The 15,322-nt window shown below is 71.5% G+C and carries 15 protein-coding genes; 6 read left to right on the top strand and 9 right to left on the bottom strand.

The window, feature by feature from the left end; all coding sequences use genetic code 11:
* Positions 1–6 precede the first annotated feature (6 nt).
* Entirely contained in the window at positions 7–1,137 is a 1,131-nt protein-coding gene (locus ACFYRX_RS25560) for a cation diffusion facilitator family transporter (RefSeq protein ID WP_389103940.1), read from the top strand.
* A 2-nt stretch (positions 1,138–1,139) separates the two neighbouring features.
* On the opposite strand, the gene ACFYRX_RS25555 is transcribed toward ACFYRX_RS25560, so the two are convergent.
* Together ACFYRX_RS25555 and ACFYRX_RS25550 are read right to left on the bottom strand one after the other, a co-directional pair.
* Entirely contained in the window at positions 1,140–1,697 is a 558-nt protein-coding gene (locus ACFYRX_RS25555) for a YbaK/EbsC family protein (protein WP_389103938.1), read from the bottom strand.
* 20 nt (positions 1,698–1,717) lie between these two features.
* A complete protein-coding gene (locus tag ACFYRX_RS25550) occupies positions 1,718–2,290 on the bottom strand; it encodes a helix-turn-helix domain-containing protein (RefSeq protein ID WP_389103935.1) in 573 nt (190 codons plus the stop codon).
* Positions 2,291–2,383: 93 nt separating this feature from the next.
* Between ACFYRX_RS25550 and ACFYRX_RS25545 the strand changes: the two genes are divergently transcribed.
* The gene (locus ACFYRX_RS25545; protein ID WP_389103932.1) at positions 2,384–3,241 is read left to right on the top strand and encodes an EamA family transporter; all 858 of its coding nucleotides are present in this window, start codon (positions 2,384–2,386) and stop codon (positions 3,239–3,241) included.
* Positions 3,242–3,363: 122 nt separating this feature from the next.
* Here ACFYRX_RS25545 and ACFYRX_RS25540 read toward each other — a convergent pair whose 3' ends face one another.
* Positions 3,364–4,119, bottom strand: a complete 756-nt coding sequence (locus tag ACFYRX_RS25540) for an acyltransferase (protein ID WP_389103929.1) — start codon at positions 4,117–4,119, stop codon at positions 3,364–3,366.
* 105 nt (positions 4,120–4,224) lie between these two features.
* On the opposite strand from ACFYRX_RS25540, the gene ACFYRX_RS25535 reads away from it, so the two are divergent.
* Positions 4,225–4,758 carry a gamma carbonic anhydrase family protein gene (locus ACFYRX_RS25535; protein ID WP_389103926.1) on the top strand — a complete coding sequence of 178 codons (534 nt, stop codon included), beginning with the start codon at positions 4,225–4,227 and terminating at the stop codon, positions 4,756–4,758.
* Between the two features lie 3 nt (positions 4,759–4,761).
* Here the strand turns inward: ACFYRX_RS25535 and ACFYRX_RS25530 are convergent, their stop codons facing one another.
* Together ACFYRX_RS25530 and ACFYRX_RS25525 are read right to left on the bottom strand one after the other, a co-directional pair.
* The gene (locus ACFYRX_RS25530; RefSeq protein ID WP_389103923.1) at positions 4,762–5,412 is read right to left on the bottom strand and encodes a DedA family protein; all 651 of its coding nucleotides are present in this window, start codon (positions 5,410–5,412) and stop codon (positions 4,762–4,764) included.
* A 109-nt stretch (positions 5,413–5,521) separates the two neighbouring features.
* Positions 5,522–7,288, bottom strand: coding sequence for an RICIN domain-containing protein (locus tag ACFYRX_RS25525; RefSeq protein ID WP_389103920.1), 1,767 nt, complete (start codon positions 7,286–7,288; stop codon positions 5,522–5,524).
* A gap of 481 nt (positions 7,289–7,769) precedes the next feature.
* On the opposite strand from ACFYRX_RS25525, the gene galU reads away from it, so the two are divergent.
* A complete protein-coding gene (gene galU / locus ACFYRX_RS25520; protein WP_389103917.1) occupies positions 7,770–8,738 on the top strand; it encodes a UTP--glucose-1-phosphate uridylyltransferase GalU in 969 nt (322 codons plus the stop codon).
* A gap of 252 nt (positions 8,739–8,990) precedes the next feature.
* On the opposite strand, the gene ACFYRX_RS25515 is transcribed toward galU, so the two are convergent.
* Positions 8,991–9,428, bottom strand: a complete 438-nt coding sequence (locus ACFYRX_RS25515; protein WP_389104640.1) for a DUF4442 domain-containing protein — start codon at positions 9,426–9,428, stop codon at positions 8,991–8,993.
* Positions 9,429–9,614: 186 nt separating this feature from the next.
* Here ACFYRX_RS25515 and ACFYRX_RS25510 point away from each other — a divergent pair, with 186 nt between their 5' ends.
* Positions 9,615–10,916, top strand: coding sequence for an MFS transporter (locus tag ACFYRX_RS25510; RefSeq protein ID WP_389103914.1), 1,302 nt, complete (start codon positions 9,615–9,617; stop codon positions 10,914–10,916).
* Here the strand turns inward: ACFYRX_RS25510 and ACFYRX_RS25505 are convergent.
* Complete coding sequence (locus ACFYRX_RS25505; RefSeq protein ID WP_389104637.1) at positions 10,878–11,669, bottom strand: spermidine synthase; 792 nt, start codon at positions 11,667–11,669, stop codon at positions 10,878–10,880. The two genes, ACFYRX_RS25510 and ACFYRX_RS25505, sit on opposite strands and share 39 nt — an antisense overlap.
* A gap of 152 nt (positions 11,670–11,821) precedes the next feature.
* The gene (gene tuf, locus ACFYRX_RS25500) at positions 11,822–12,991 is read right to left on the bottom strand and encodes an elongation factor Tu (protein WP_389103911.1); all 1,170 of its coding nucleotides are present in this window, start codon (positions 12,989–12,991) and stop codon (positions 11,822–11,824) included.
* A gap of 328 nt (positions 12,992–13,319) precedes the next feature.
* On the opposite strand from tuf, the gene ACFYRX_RS25495 reads away from it, so the two are divergent.
* Positions 13,320–14,102, top strand: a complete 783-nt coding sequence (locus ACFYRX_RS25495) for a TVP38/TMEM64 family protein (RefSeq protein ID WP_389103909.1) — start codon at positions 13,320–13,322, stop codon at positions 14,100–14,102.
* On the opposite strand, the gene ACFYRX_RS25490 is transcribed toward ACFYRX_RS25495, so the two are convergent.
* Positions 14,099–15,268 (bottom strand): thiolase family protein, encoded by a 1,170-nt coding sequence (locus ACFYRX_RS25490; RefSeq protein WP_389103906.1) that lies wholly within the window; start codon positions 15,266–15,268, stop codon positions 14,099–14,101. The two genes, ACFYRX_RS25495 and ACFYRX_RS25490, sit on opposite strands and share 4 nt — an antisense overlap.
* Positions 15,269–15,322 lie beyond the last annotated feature (54 nt).

Here is a 15,322-nt window from a genome sequence, read left to right as displayed (position 1 = left end):
CACATAATGGCTCCGTGGGCGCGGCACGTCCACTCCCGCGCGCACCGGAAGGGGCACCACGTGAGCGACCACGACCACGGGCATCACCACACGCACGAGCACGGACACGACCATCCGCATGCGCACGAGCACGCGCATGAACACCGGCGCCACGGCTTCCGCCGTCGCCTCACCCACCTCCTCACCCCGCACTCCCACGAGAGCGCCGACAAACTGGACTCCGCCCTGGAGTCCTCCGCCCGCGGCATGCGCGCCCTGTGGGTCTCGCTGGCGGTGCTCGGGGCGACGGCCCTCGCGCAGGGGGTCGTCGTGGCGGTGTCCGGGTCCGTCGCACTGCTCGGCGACACGGTGCACAACACGGCGGACGCACTGACCGCCGTACCGCTCGGCATCGCCTTCGTGCTGGGCCGGCGCGCGGCCACCCGTCGGTTCACGTACGGCTACGGCCGCGCCGAGGATCTCGCGGGCATCGTGATCGTGCTGACGATCGCCGCGAGCGCGGCCTTCGCGGGATGGGTGGCGATCGACCGGCTGCTCGATCCGCGTCCCGTGGCGCATCTCCCCGCGGTCGCCGTGGCCGCCCTGGTGGGCTTCGCCGGGAACGAGTGGGTCGCCCGCTACCGCATCCGCGTGGGCCGGGACATCGGCTCGGCGGCGCTGGTGGCGGACGGACTGCACGCCCGCACCGACGGGTTCACCTCACTGGCCGTGCTGCTCGGTGCCGGCGGCGCGGCCCTCGGCTGGCAACTCGCCGACCCGATCGTGGGGTTGGCGATCACCGCCGCGATCGCACTGGTACTTCGGGACGCGGCGCGCGAGGTGTTCCGGCGGGTGCTCGACGCCGTCGACCCGAACCTCGTGGACCAGGCGGAGCGTGCGCTGCTGGACGTCGAAGGGGTGCGCGGGGTCGGCGAGTTGAGGCTGCGCTGGATCGGGCACCGGCTGCGCGCGGAGGTGGCGGTCGTGGTGGACGGGGAGATGACGGTACGCCGGTCGCACGCGGTCGCCGTGGCGGCCGAGCACGCTCTGCTGCACGCGGTACCGCGTCTCACCGCGGCGCTCGTGCACGCCGATCCGGCGCCGGTGCCGGGCGAGGCGGATCCGCATCACGCCCTCGCCCACCACGCTCCGGCCTGAGCTCAGGCGACGCCGAGCCCCTCCAGCACCACCGCGCCCGGCAGCTCCGCGAAGGCCTTCCCGGGCACCAGCAGTTTGCCCCGCCGACGTCCGCTGCCGACCAGGACGTACGGCAGGTCGACCACGGCCGGGTCGACCAGCACCGGCCAGCCGTCGGGCAGTCCGATCGGGGTGATGCCGCCGTACTCCATGCCGGTCTCCGCCGTCGCTGTGTCCATCGGGGCGAACGAGGCCTTGCGGGCGCCGAGTCGGCGGCGGACGACGCCGTTGACGTCGACCCGGGTGGTGGAGAGCACCAGGCACGCGGCAAGGGTGCTCTCGCCACCCCGCTTGCCGGCGACGACGACACAGTTCGCCGACCGCTCCAGCAGCTCCCGGCCGTAGTGCTCGACGAAGACCGCGGTGTCGGCCCACTCCGGGTCGGTGTCGACGTACACGATCTGCTCGGCGGGGACGCTGCCGGCCCAGTGGCGTACGGCGTCGGCGACCGGGCCGGTCAGCTCGTCGAGGGCGTCGGGAGCGGGGGTGGCACGGTCGAAGTGTCCGATGGGCGCGTCCATGGCGGCACGCTAACAGCCGCTCAGGACACGCCTGGTACCGAGACGGCCAGCATCCACCGGGCGGGAGTGTCACCCCGGTTGGCGTACTCGTGTTCGGCGCCCGCCTCGAAGGTGACGCTCGACCCCGCGGGGACCCGGTGCTCGATCCCGTCGACTGTCAGGGTGAGTTCGCCCTCCGTGACATGCAGGATCTCGACCGTGCCGGCCGGGTGCGGATCCGAGCGGCTGCTCTCGCCCGGCATCATCAGCGACTCCCACATCTCCAGCGGGCCGGGGGCCTCCGCGCCCGCGAGCAGCCGGCTCCAGCTTCCCGCGTCCGTGCTCCACAGCCGCACCACCTGCTCCGGCGGGACGATCCGGACCTTGGGGCCCTGCTCGTAGTCGAGCAGCGTGGTGATGCTGATCCCGAGGGCGTCGCCGATCTTCACGACCGTGCCCAGGCTCGGGTTGGTCCGGGCCTGCTCGATCTGGATCAGCATGCCGCGACTGACCCCGGCACGGGCGGCGAGCGCGTCCAGGGTGAAGCCCCGCTCGGTCCGCCAGCGTTTGACGTTGCGCGCCAGGGACTGGGTCAGCAGGTCGAGGTCCGCCACTTCACGTCCAATATTCTGTATGACACGGTCCACCTGAATGAACTACGGTGGGGTGCACCCGATCGTTCACCGAACTGTACTGCGAGGCGGACAGTGACAGCGTTCTTCGCCCTGGCCACCAGCCTCCTGTGGGGCCTGGCCGACTTCGGCGGCGGAGTACTGGCCCGACGACTTCCGGCGCTGACGGTGGTGGTCGTCTCGCAGACGATCGCGGCGGCGGTGCTCGGCGTGATCGTGACGGCGAGCAGCGGCTGGAGCGAAGCCGGGCCCCGCCTGTGGTTCGCGGTCGGCGCCGGGCTGGCCGGGCCTGTCGCCCTGATCTGCTTCTACAAGGCACTCGCGCTCGGCCCGATGGGGGTCGTGTCCCCGCTGGGCACACTGAGTGTGGCGGTCCCGGTCGGCGTGGGACTCTTCCTCGGCGAACGCCCCGGACCGGTACAGGCCGCGGGCATCGCGGTGGCCGTCACCGGAGTGGTCCTGGCAGGCGGCCCACAGCTGCGGGGCGCTCCCGTACAACGTCGGGCGATCGTCCTCACCCTGGTCGCGGCCCTCGGCTTCGGTACGGTGTTCGCCCTGATCGCGGAGGCGTCCACGACTGTCACCGGCCTGTTCCTGGCTCTGTTCGTGCAGCGTCTGGTCAACGTGGCGGTGGGCGGAGCGGCCCTGTACGTGTCGGTGAAACGCGGCGCCCCCGCCCTCCCGTTGACCGGCTTCCCCTGGCGAGCCCTCCCCGCACTGGCCTTCGTCGGCCTGGCGGACGTGGCGGCGAACGGCACGTACTCGATGGCAGCCCGACTCGGCCCGGTGACGGTGGCCGCGGTCCTGGCCTCCCTCTACCCGATCGTCACAGCCCTGGCCGCCCGAGGCTTCCTCAACGAACGCCTACGAACCCTCCAGGCAACAGGCGCGGGTTTGGCCCTGCTCGGCACACTGCTCCTGGCAACAGGCTGACACTGCACCCACCCCTTCAGGGGCGCGAGGCTGTATCGATGTGCGGCTCCGCCGCGCGGGCGACAAGCCCCCACCGGCCCGCAGCCGCAAGACAACCCGACCCGGCACCCCCTGAGGCACCCTCAGTCCAGCTCAGCCAACCTCGCCGCGGCCTCCTCGTCCAACCCCGCCAGCGCGCTCAACTGCTCCGCCGTGGCCCCCGCAGGTATCGGCACCGGCGCCGGTGTCCGCAGCGGCGGCTGCCAGCCCTCCTCGGCGGTCCATCGCCGTACGACCCTGGCGGGCGCCCCCGCCACCACGGCGTGGTCGGGCACCGCACCCCGCACGACGGCCCCGGCGGCCACGACGACGTTCCGCCCGATCCGCGCGCCGGGCAGGATCACCGCCCCGGTACCGATCCAGCACCCCGGGCCGATCTCCACCGGCTCCATCCGCGGCCACTGCTTGCCGATGGGCTCGTGGGGATCGTCGTAGGAGTGATTCGTGGAGGTCACGTAGACGTACGGTCCGAAGTAGCAGTCGCTGCCGATGGTGACCGTGGTGTCGGCGATGACGTGACTGCCGCGCCCGAGCACGACCCCGTCGCCGATGCGCAGGATCGGCTCAGGACCGAGGTCCAGGTCGGGCATCAGACCCGCCGTCAACGTGACCTGTTCGCCGACGATGCAGTGGGACCCGACATGGATCCACGGCTCTCCGAACACCGTGCCGAGCGGAAAGGCCAGGCGGCTGTGCGCACCCAGCGCGCCGAAGCGGAAGCGCCCCGGGCGCTCGGCGGTCACGGAGCCCGTGCGCTGCACCCAGGCCCAGCCCGCGTGGACGGCACGCTGGACGAGACGGCCCCGCCAGGATGAGAACGTGTTCTTGCTCTTCGGCACGAGCACACCGTACTGAGCGCGCGCCGTCCGTATGAGTCCGAGGGCTTGTGATCTTCGCCCCACCGGGTGGCGTACGGTTCGGGATATCCGCGAGTGGGAGGCGAAATGGCGCACAGGGCCTTGATCACGGGCATCGGTGGCAGAGAACCGAAGATCGACGAGACGGCCTTCGTGGCACCGACGGCGTCGGTGATCGGAGACGTGACCCTGCATGCGGGGGCGAGCCTCTGGTACGGCGCGGTGGCCCGGGGCGATGTAGAACGCATCTCAGTCGGTGCCCGGAGCAACGTCCAGGACAACTGCACCCTGCACGCCGACCCCGGCTTCCCAGTGACGATCGGCGAGCGGGTCTCCGTCGGCCACAACGCGGTCGTGCACGGCGCGACGGTCGAGGACGACTGCCTGATCGGCATGGGCGCGACGGTGCTGAACGGCGCGGTGATCGGGGCGGGTTCCCTGGTGGCGGCGCAGGCACTGGTGCCGCAGGGCATGCGGGTGCCGCCCGGTTCACTGGTGGCGGGCGTTCCGGCGAAGGTACGGCGGGAACTGACGGAGGAGGAGCGTCAGGGAGTCACCCTGAACGGCACCCTCTACGCGGACCTGGCGAAGGCCCACGACGAGGTGCACGGGACGCGGTGAGGGTCAGTCGGCGGCCGGGACGGTCTCCGGTTCGGCCGCCTGCAGCTGGGCCGTCGCCTTCGCCGCCTTGCGCTTGAGCACGAGCATCGAGGTGAGCCCGATCAGTACGGCGAGCACCAGCCCGAGCCACGAGAACCGCTTCAGCCACGACTCGGCGACGATGCCCACGTAGTAGATGACCGCGGTGGTGCCGCCCGCCCAGATGATCCCGCCCAGCACGTTGGCGATCAGGAACTTCCAGTACGGCATCCGCAGCACACCGGCGAGCGGTCCCGCGAAGATCCGCAGCAGAGCGACGAAGCGGCCGAAGAACACTGCCCACATCCCCCACTTCTCGAAGGACCGCTCCGCCGTGGCGACGTGGCCCTCACTGAAGTGTCTGGGGAACTTGTTGCCGAGCCAGGTGAGCAACGGCCGCCCGCCCTTGCGGCCGATCGCATAGCCGATGGAGTCACCGACCACCGCTCCGACGCTGGCGCACGCACCGAGCACCCAGGGGTTGATCCCCGCGTGCTGCGAGGACAGCAGCGCCGCCGACACCAGGATGATCTCGCCGGGCAGCGGGATGCCCAGGCTCTCCAGGCCGATGACCAGGCCCACCAGGGCGTAGACGGCGACCGGGGGCACGGTGTCGAGCCATTCCTGGACGTGCAACGCCGTTCCTCCTGAGTCGCGTTCCCGGCGTGCGCCGAGTACCGGCGCACGCCGTGGCAGCCTACCGGGTCACGCGAACCGACGTTGGGGACAGCGGCTCACACCTCGTCTACGGCAGTACGGTCCGAAGGGGCGCGGTGACGGGCGCCGCCAGCGAGGTCACGGTGTCCGCGACCGCGCTCACCACCGACCCGGCCTCCTCGACCGGCGCGCTCGGACCGGTGTCGTCGTGGTCGACCTGGGCGGCCCGTGTCCCGTACTGCCCGGGCGGTGTCCCCTGCTGGTCCGACGGTCGGCCGGGGTTCCGCTCGGGCCCCTGGCCGGAGCCGCCGGCAGCGGGAGGCGAGGCCGGGGCGAGGTGGGGTGCGAGCGGCGCCCCGCCCGGCCCCCCGGAAGGGCTGCCGGTCTCCGGGTCCCGTGTCCCGGGCGACTCTGTGTCCCGGCCCGTCGGCGCGCTCCGGTCGGCGGACTCCAGGTACCACCGCTGTTCCTCCGAGCCGTTCCGCTCCGTGACGGCGACGCTCTCCCCCTTGCCCGGTGCCACCAGCAGCCCCTTGCCCCGGCGCAACAGGAGTTCGCCGCGCACGGTGAGGTCGTAGCGGACCCCGTCCGCGTGTGCGAGACAGTCGGCGACCGACACCGTCCTCTTCTCGGCGTCCGATTCGAGGCAGAGACCGGGATCCGCGGTGCTGCGCAGCAGTCCGTCGTCCTGGTACGACCACTGCTGGGACCCTGCGGAGGAGCATCTGGCCAGGACGGCCTGGGCGCCGTCCGCGATCCGGCCGTCGCGGGTGTCGAGACACAGGCCGACGTCGGCGTTGCGAAGTCTGCCCTGGCCGACCTGGACGGGGTCGCCCACGGAGGCGGCGGACGGTGACCCGGCGTCCTGGGACACCTCCGACGGGCTCGGCCGGACGGTGTTGTTGCTGACCGCGCCCCAGGTGGGGCCGGTGCCGGGCACACCCCCGTCGTCGGTCCAGCCCTTGGCGACGAGCACGGTGGCGAGCAGGGCGAGGGAGGTCAGTCCGGCGCCCACCAGGACGGCCCGGGCCTGCTTGCGGGGCTGGGCCGGAAGGCCGGCCGGTGCCGGTCGGTGCCGGCCGCCGGGGCGGGGGCGGGGGTGGGCCGCGCCGTCGGGGTCCGCCATCGGCCGGCCCTCGGCACGCGCGGGCCGTGAGTCCAGATAGCGGTGGGCGCCCCAGCCGAGCACCGTCTCGGCGAGCAGCACCTCCAGACCGCCCTCGAAATGGCTGAGCTGTTCGGCCGCGTGGCGGCAGTACCGGCATTCCGTCAGATGTTTCCGCACATCGGGCAACAGATCTCCGCCCCGGCGAATCGGGACATCCAGGAGACGGTTGTAGAAACGGCATTCGCTGGTCGGCGCGAGTTCCCGGTGGGCGCGTACGCATCCGGTGCGGAATTGCTCACGGGCCTGATCCAGCGCGGCGCTCGCACGTGCGGTGTCCACGCCCAGCAGACCGGCCGGTACCGAAATGTTCTCGGCTTCGACCTCGGCATGCCACAGCAAGCATTGAGAAGCCCCCGGAAGGGCCCGGAATGCCCGCTCGGCAAGCAGTCGTCTTTCGGGGGTGACCGATCTCGCCGCGCGCAGACCACGGCCACCGATCGTCTTGCGGAGTTCCGGCAGTACGGTCGATACACCGTCATCGGCGGCCCACTCCTTGACGAACTCCCTTACCGCCGTGAGAAGTTGCGGGCGCAAGGCGCCGTCACCCGCCTGCCCGAGCACCCGATGGAAAGCCGCGGCAGCCGCCATCGACGCCGAACCCGACCAAGAAGCGAGGCAGATGACCGCGTATTCGTACGTCGGCCGCCAGTGCCGCGCCATCAACAGGGCGACGGCATGGCCGTCCACGCTGTTCTCCCCGAGCCTGGCCAGGAGATTGCGGTCGGACTCCCCCGGGCTCGCTCCGGGCCGTGGGGGGTACGGGGGTCGTGGAGGGTAAGCGGATTGCACTGGACCAATTCCTTCCAGGCCGCAGGACGGCACGGAGAATGCGCGTCCTCGGAAAGCAGGTGCCTGATTGGTGCATACCTATGCCGCGTCAGTTCCGACTCGGCTATCGGGGGCGCTCACCTTCGCACAATTGCTGCACAGCAAACAAGAAGTTCGAGTGACCTATGTTCAAAAAGAGGTCGCTTCAAATAAGTTACCGCGGGTAGCCGCACCCGTATTCGAAATAAGCGGGATGTGCGCGTCAGCTTGTGCACATCCGCCGGATGCTTGGCACACGAAATCTTCAAATTCCGGCCCGCCCGGCCCGTCCGGCCCGACCACAGGAAGCTCCCAGGCGTCTCCCGGTGCGCTCTCATCCGGGTGACGCAGCATGATCCACATGATCGTCCCCCACGCCACAGACACTCCCGCCCCCGTCCGCACGGTCCGCGCGGTCCGCGCGGTCCGCAAGGCGGTCGTCCCGGCCGCCGGGCTCGGCACCCGGTTCCTGCCGGCGACCAAGGCGACGCCGAAGGAGATGCTGCCGGTCGTCGACAAGCCGGCCATCCAGTACGTCGTGGAGGAGGCCGCCGCGGCCGGACTCGACGACGTACTGATGGTCACCGGCCGCCACAAGCGGGCCATCGAGGACCACTTCGACCACGCTTTCGAGCTGGAGCAGACGCTCGCGGCCAAGGGCGACGCGGTACGCCTGGACGCCGTGCGCGACCCGGCCCGGCTGGCCAACATCCACCACATCCGCCAGGGCGAGCCCCTCGGCCTCGGCCACGCCGTGCTCTGCGCCCGTCGCCACGTCGGCGACCAGCCCTTCGCCGTCCTCCTCGGCGACGACCTGATCGACCCGCGCGAGTCCCTGCTCAGCACGATGCTCGACGTCCGTGACCGGTACGCCGGCAGCCTGGTCGCCCTCATGGAGGTACCGCGCGAGCAGATCCACCTCTACGGCTGCGCGGCGGTGGAGCCGACCGAGGACAAGGGCGTGGTGCGCGTCACCGGCCTGGTGGAGAAGCCCTCCCCCGAGGCCGCCCCCAGCGCCTACGCGGTCATCGGCCGTTACGTCCTCGACCCCGCGGTCTTCGACGTGCTGGACCGCACCCCGCCGGGCCGCGGCGGCGAGATCCAGCTCACCGACGCCCTTCAGGACCTCGCGGCCGGCGGCACGGTCCACGGTGTCGTCTTCGACGGCCTCCGCTACGACACCGGTGACAAGGCGGACTACCTCCGCACAGTGGTCCGCCTGGCCTGCGACCGCGACGACCTGGGCCCCGAGTTCATCGGCTGGCTGAAGGAGTTCGTGGCGGGGCTGGACGGCCGCGAGGGTTCCGGTCGGGACCGGCCGGCGGCCTGAGCCCCGGGCACCGGCTGGTGGGGAGGAATGTCCCGCGCGACGAGAACGCGGGCGCCCGGACGGGAATCCGTACCGCCCGGGCATCCGCCCCGAAGGGTTGCCGGGCAGCCGGGCAGCCGGCGGCGGTATCCAGACCGCGGTTGGCTCAGCCACTCAACCACTGAGCCACACACGCGAACCGGCTCAGCCACTCAGCCACACGTCGTCTCAGCCACTCAACCACTCAACCACTGAGCCACACCCACATCAGGCTCAGCCGTTCGGCCGCAGGGTCCACACCACGGTCATCTCGCCGGTGACCGCCCCGTCCGCACGGCGGATCTCGACGGTGACCGGGAATTCGGGGCGCTCCCCGGCGTCCAACTGGGCGACGACCTCGGCGGCCGGACGGCCCAGGGTCGCCGTGGCGGTCACCGGGCCCATCGCGAGCTTGCGGTAGGCGATCTCCGCCTTGACCGCGAGCGGTACCGCGCGCGAGAGCTGGTCGCCGAACGCGGCCAGGACGATCGCCCCACTGGCCGACTCGCCGAGCGTGAACATCGCCCCGGCGTGCGGTCCGCCCACGTGGTTGTGGAACTCACCCTGGTCGGGCAGGGCGACCACGGCCTGCTCCGGGCTCGTCTCCAGGAACTCGAGGTTCAGGGTCCGGGCCATGGGCACGGTGGCGGCGAGCATCTCGCCGATCGACATCTGTTCTGCGCTCATGAACGCGATGTTACCCACGAGTAGAACGCGCTGACCAGGCTCGGCGCAGGTGACCACCGTCTCGTCACCGCCACCTGGGACCCGACCCCGAGTACATGCGCACGGGCGCCCCTCCCGCGCCACGGGGTAAAAGGTTTGGCAGGGCAGGCGTCCGGCGGCGATAGTCGGCCGGTGGCCCCCTCCGTCGACTCCTCCCGCCGCGCCCCTGGCCCCGCCTGGGCGAACCGCAACTACAGCCTGCTGACCGCGGCCGCGTTCGTGACGAACCTCGGCAGCAACGGCGCCCTGATCGCCGCCGCGTTCGCAGTTCTGGAGGAGGGCGGCGACAGCGGCGACGTGGGCCTGGTGGCCGCCGCGCGCACGCTCCCACTGGTGGTGTTCCTGCTGATCGGCGGCGCGGTGGCGGACCGGCTGCCCCGGCACCGCGTGATGGTCGCGGCCAACACCCTCAACTGCCTGTCCCAGGGCGCGTTCGCGCTCCTGGTCCTGACCGGCGAACCCCGGCTGTGGCAGATGATGCTGCTGACCGCGCTCGGCGGCACCGGCCACGCGTTCTTCAGCCCGGCGGCCGAGGGCATGCTGCTGTCGTCGGTGCGCGGCGAACAGGCCGGCCGGGCCTTCGCGGTGTTCCGGATGGCGATGCAGGGCGCGGCGCTGGGCGGTGCCGCGCTCGGCGGTGCGATGGTCGCCGCGGTCGGCCCGGGCTGGGTGCTCGCAGCGGACGCCGTGGCGTTCGCGCTCGCCGGTTCGCTCCGCGCCTTCCTCGACGTCAGCCACATCCCGGCGCGCGAACCGGGCGCCGGCATACTCGCCGACCTGCGCGAGGGCTGGCGGGAGGTCGCCGGGCGGCCGTGGCTGTGGGGCATCGTCGTCCAGTTCTCCGTGGCCAACGCGGTCCTGGGCGCCGCCGACGCGGTGTACGGCCCGCTCGTCGCCCGCGACAGTCTGGGCGGGGCGGGCCCCTGGGGTGTGGCCCTCGGCTTCTTCGGCGCGGGCACGGTCGTCGGCGCCCTCCTCATGACCCGCTGGAAGCCGCACCGGCTGCTGTTCGTTGGCATCCTGTGCGTGTTCCCGATGGCCCTGCCGTCCGCCGCACTCGCCGTACCGGTGTCGGTGCCCCTCCTGTGCACGGCGATGTTCGTGGCCGGCGCGACCGTCGAGGTGTTCGGGGTCTCCTGGATGACCGCCCTGCACCAGGAGATACCCGAGGACAAACTCTCCCGCGTCTCGGCCTACGACTGGTTCGGCTCGGTCGCCCTGATGCCGCTCGCGGCGGCTCTGGCGGGCCCCGCGGAGTCGGCTTTCGGACGCTCCGCGGCACTGTGGGGCTGCTCGGGCCTGATCGCCGTGGTCACGGCGACCGTCCTGTGCGTACCGGACGTCCGCGATCTGCGCCGCGACACCAAGCAGGTCACCCAGGGCGCGGCGAACGACTCAGCCGATGCCGAACGCCCCGTCGGGGGGCTCGGGTGACGGGATGGCGTCCTCGTCCCGCACAGGTCGCGCCCCGCCGATGAACTCCCTCAGTCCGCCCCCGTGTTCCACTCGCGCGGGGAAGGCGTCGGACGCGGCACGCCGTGTCAGGCCCGCCGTGTCGAGGGGCAGGTGGGCGGCGACGAGCACCGCGTTCCCGAACCGCCGCCCGCGCAGCACACCGGGCTCGGCGATCAGGACGAGCTCCTCGAACACCTCGGCGAAATTGGCGAGTTGGGAACGGAGGAAGGCGAAGGGCGCGGAGTCGGCGAGGTTCGCGAGATAGACCCCGTCGCCGCGGAGCACACGCGCGGCCTCGCGGGCGTACTCCACGGACGTCAGATGCGCCGGAACACGCGAGCCCCCGAACACATCGGCGACGAGCACGTCGGCAGAGCCCGCCGGGACCTTTTCCAGCCAGGCCCGCGCGTCGGCGGCGTGCAGCACGATCCCGGCCCCGTCCGGCAACGGCAGCTGCTCGACGACCAGCTCCAGCAGCGCCCGGTCGGCCTCCACGACGTCCTGCCGCGACCCCGGCCGTGAAGCTGCCAGATACCTCGGCAACGTCAGGGCACCCCCACCGAGATGGACGACGTCCAGCGCCTTCCCCGCCTCCCCCACGACGTCCAGCACATGCCCGAGCCTGCGCGCGTACTCGAACTCCAGATGCAAGGGCTCATCAAGATCGACGTACGACTGCGGAGCCCCGTCCACGGTCAACAACCAAGCCCGCTCCCGATCGACATCGGGCATCAACTTGGCGAACCCATGATCAACGGCACGGGCGATGGGAAGGGCATCGGTCACCTTGTCATTGTGCCTGGGCGAGAGCGCCCTCAGGGGCGCGGGGAACTGCGCGACCAGCCACCAACCGGCCCGCAGCCCCCCACGCACACCAGCCACCCCTACGAGACGGCTGTCACGGTTCCCGCTCCGACAGTCCGCCCACCCTCACGGATGGCGAACCCGAGCCCGGCCTCGAGCGGCACGTCCCGACCCAACTCCACGGTCATGACCACCCGCTCCCCGGGCCGCGCGACAGCGACCTCACCGAGGTCGACATCGCCCACCACATCCGCCGTGCGGATGTAGAACTGCGGCCGGTACCCGGTCGAGACGGGCGTCGTACGCCCGCCCTCCCGCGCCGACAGCACATACACCTGCGCGGTGAACCGACGGCTCGGCACCACACTGCCCGGCGCGGCCACGACATGCCCACGCCGTACGGCATCCCGCGGGACACCCCGCAGCAGCAACGCCACGTTGTCCCCGGCCTGTGCCTCCTCCATCGGCTTGCCGAAGGTCTCGACCCCGGTCACCACCGTCTCCACGGCGGCCCCGAGCACTTCGACCCGGTCGCCCACCTTCACGGTGCCCCGCTCGATCGCACCGGTCACCACGGTCCCCCGGCCGGTGATGGTCAGCACGTTCTCGACGGGCATCAGGAAGGGCGCGTCCACGTACCGCTCCGGCATCGGGACGTAGGTGTCCACCGCGTCGAGCAGCGCCTCGATCGACGCCGTCCACCGCGGGTCCCCCTCCAGGGCCTTCAGTCCGGAGACCCGTACGACGGGCACGGCATCGCCGCCGTAGCCGTGGGCGGTGAGCAGCTCACGGACCTCCAGTTCGACGAGCTCGACCAGCTCCTCGTCGGCCGCGTCCGCCTTGTTGAGGGCGACCACGACGTGGTCAACGCCCACCTGCCGGGCGAGGAGCACGTGCTCCGCGGTCTGCGGCATGATCCCGTCGAGCGCGGAGACGACGAGGATCGCCCCGTCGAGCTGCGCGGCTCCGGTGACCATGTTCTTGACGTAGTCGGCGTGGCCCGGCATGTCCACGTGCGCGTAGTGCCGGGTGTCGGTCTCGTACTCGACGTGCGCGATGTTGATGGTGATCCCGCGCGCGGCCTCCTCCGGGGCGCGGTCGATGCGGTCGAACGGCACGAACGTGCCGCTGCCGCGCTCGGCCAGGACCTTGGTGATGGCGGCGGTCAGGGTGGTCTTGCCGTGGTCGACGTGCCCCATGGTGCCGATGTTCAGATGCGGCTTGGTGCGCACGTATGCGGTTTTCGACATGGCTGTACCTCGAAGCGTCTTCGTGTTCGTGGAAGAACGGGGACCCCGAGGACTTTCCGACCCTCCCCCTGCGGGGTCCGCCGGACAATCCGGGAAGGGTCAGCTTCGGGCGCCGTCTGCGGCGGCCGGGAAAAAGGGAACGGCAGCCTTCGGCGCATCCGCGACTGCGGATGCTGCGAGAGCGAAGGCGTACCGGAACATGACGCAGATCATGTCCGATGCGTCGTCCCACGTCGAACGGTTTTCTGCGGCCACCCGCGGCCGCCGGTCCGCACAACGGACGGCATCCATACGGCGATCACACATCCGTGTCGGTTACCGTCACTGGATGCTCGATGCCACCACCCGCTCTGGGGGCACCGCCACGGCCACTCCCCCGGCCATCGCCACGCAGCTCGCTCTCCCCGTCCCCGCTCCGGTGGGTCTCACCACCCGCTGGACGAGAGTGCTGCTGTCGCCGTGGTCCCGGCTCTCCCTGCTCGTCGCGCTGCTCGCGGGCGCCGCGTCCACTGTTCTGCTCTTCGAGCCGCAGAGACTGCTCTCGGACGGCTGGCCGCCCCAGCTCGGCGGGGTCGCGGCCGCGGTCGTCTTCGGGGTCGCGTACGGCCTGTGCACGGTGGCGTTCGTCCCGCGGCCGCTGCTCAATCTCGCGGCGGGCGCGCTCTTCGGCTCCCAGCTGGGGCTCGCCTCGGCGCTCGCCGGCACGGTGCTCGGCGCCGGGATCGCCTTCGGCCTGGGCCGGGCGCTCGGGCAGGACGCGCTGCGGCCGCTGCTGCGGGGACGGTGGCTGAAGGCGGCGGACGGACAGCTGAGCCGGCACGGGTTCCGGTCGATGCTGGCGGCCCGGCTGTTTCCCGGGGTGCCGTTCTGGGCGGCCAACTACTGCGCGGCCGTGTCCCGCATGAAGGTCGTGCCGTTCCTCGTCGCGACGGCGCTCGGGTCGATTCCGAACACCGCCGCGTACGTGGTCGCCGGGGCGCGGGCTTCCGCGCCGACCTCGCCCGCCTTCCTGATCGCCATGGCCGCGATCGCCCTGCCGGGGCTGGCGGGAGCCGTGGTGGCCTGGCGCAAGCGGCACCATCTGCGCCGCCCCGAGAAGGCGCTGGACTAGACCCTTTCCAGGATCATCGCGTTGGCCAGCCCGCCCGCCTCGCACATCGTCTGGAGGGCGTAACGCGCGCCTCGTTCCCGCATCGCGTGGACCAGCGTCGTGGTCAGCCGGGTGCCGCTCGCACCCAGGGGGTGGCCCAGCGCTATCGCGCCACCGTGGACGTTGACCTTGGCGAGGTCGGCGCCGGTCTCCTGCTGCCAGGCCAGGACCACGCTGGAGAAGGCCTCGTTGACCTCGAACAGGTCGATGTCGTCGAGGGTCAACTGCGCCCGCCGCAGGACCTTCTCCGTGGCCGGAATGACGCCCGTGAGCATCAGGATCGGGTCGGAGCCGGTGACGGCGAAGCTGTGGAGCCGTGCCAGGGGGCGCAGGCCCAGGCGTTCGGCGGTCTCGCCCGACATGATGAGGACGGCTGAGGCCCCGTCGTTGACCGGGCTGGCGTTGCCCGCGGTGACGTTCCATCCGATCTGCGGGAAGCGCTCGGCGAAGTTCGTGTCGTAGTAGGCGGGCTTGAGGCCGCCGAGGATCTCGGGGGTGCTGCCCGGGCGCACGCTCTCGTCGCGCGAGACGCCGTCCAGGGGCGCGACCTCGGCGTCGAACAGGCCCTTCTCCCATGCCGTGGCGGCCTTCTGGTGGGAGGAGACGGCGAAGGCGTCCATCCGCTCGCGTGTGATCGACCACTTGGCGGCGATGAGTTCGGCGCTGATGCCCTGAGGGACCAGGCCCTCCTTGTAGCGTTCGGCGATCCCGGGGCCGAAGGGGTCCTTGCCCTCGGGGACGTTCGACCACATCGGGACCCGGCTCATCGACTCGACCCCGCAGGCCACGACGATGTCGTACGCGCCGGCGATGACACCCTGCGCGGCGAAGTGCACGGCCTGCTGGGAGGACCCGCACTGGCGGTCCACGGTGGTCGCCGGGACCGTCTCGGGGAAGCCGGCGGACAGGGCCGCGTACCGGGTGGTGTTCATGGCCTGCTCGCCGACCTGGTCGACGGTGCCGCCGATGACGTCGTCGATGAGCGCCGGGTCGACGCCTGAGCGCTCGACGAGGGTGCGCAGGGTGTGGGCGAGGAGTTCGACGGGGTGGACGTGCGCGAGGGCGCCGTTCGGCCTGCCCTTGCCGATGGGTGTGCGTACGGCTTCGACGATGACTGCGTCTCGCATGGTGCGGGCCTCCACGGCTACTGGTGAGTAGGAAATTCAAACTCACGATAGCCC

Source organism: Streptomyces sp. NPDC005374 (assembly GCF_042872225.1).
Taxonomy (GTDB): domain Bacteria; phylum Actinomycetota; class Actinomycetes; order Streptomycetales; family Streptomycetaceae; genus Streptomyces.
This window is presented reverse-complemented; position numbering and strand designations above follow the sequence as displayed.